Below are 1,004 nucleotides of genomic sequence, written 5' to 3' on the forward strand. Positions count from 1 at the left end.
CCGCGCGAGGGGGAGGTGCTGGTGGAGGTGAAGGCCACCGGGCTGTGCCACACCGACAAGTACACGCTCTCGGGTGCCGATCCGGAGGGCATCTTCCCGAGCATCCTGGGGCATGAGGGCGCGGGCATCGTGGTGGATGTCGGCCCGGGCGTGAAGAGCCTGAAGCGCGGCGACCATGTCATTCCGCTCTACACGCCGGAATGCCGCGAATGCGACTACTGCCTGAGCCAGAAGACCAACCTGTGCCAGAAGATCCGCGTCACGCAGGGGCGCGGGCAGATGCCGGACGGCACCAGCCGGTTTTCCTGCAACGGCAAGCCGCTGCACCACTACATGGGCACCAGCACTTTCTCGAACTACACGGTGCTGCCGGAGATCGCGGTGGCGAAGATCCGCGAGGACGCGCCCTTCGACAAGGTCTGCTACATCGGCTGCGGCGTCACCACCGGCATCGGCGCGGTGATCTTCACGGCCAAGGTGCAGCCGGGCTCGACGGTGGTGGTGTTTGGCCTCGGCGGCATCGGGCTGAACGTCATCCAGGGGGCCAGGATGGTGGGCGCCGACATGATCATCGGCGTCGACATCAACCCGGGCCGCGAGGCCATGGCGCGCAAGTTCGGCATGACGCACTTCGTCAACCCGAAGGAGGTGAAGGGCGACCTCGTCGGCCACCTGGTGGAGCTGACGCGGGGCGGCGCCGACTATTCCTTCGAATGCGTCGGCAACACCACGCTGATGCGCCAGGCGCTGGAATGCTGCCACAAGGGCTGGGGCGTCTCCACCATCATCGGCGTGGCGGCGGCGGGGCAGGAGATCTCGACGCGGCCCTTCCAGCTGGTCACCGGGCGGCGCTGGATCGGCTCGGCCTTCGGCGGCGCGCGCGGTCGCACCGACGTGCCGAAGATCGTCGACTGGTACATGGAGGGCAAGATCAACATCGATGACCTGATCACCCACACCATGCCGCTCGAGCAGATCAACGAGGGCTTCGACCTCATGACCCG

1 protein-coding gene is annotated in these 1,004 nt (G+C 66.8%); it reads left to right on the plus strand.

The window, feature by feature from the left end:
• On the plus strand, window positions 1-1,004 hold a 1,004-nt coding region (locus EBE87_RS28415; protein WP_120641309.1), incomplete at both ends, for an S-(hydroxymethyl)glutathione dehydrogenase/class III alcohol dehydrogenase.

Origin of the sequence: Teichococcus wenyumeiae (assembly GCF_003696345.1) — a bacterium.
GTDB classification, from domain to species: domain Bacteria; phylum Pseudomonadota; class Alphaproteobacteria; order Acetobacterales; family Acetobacteraceae; genus Pseudoroseomonas; species Pseudoroseomonas wenyumeiae.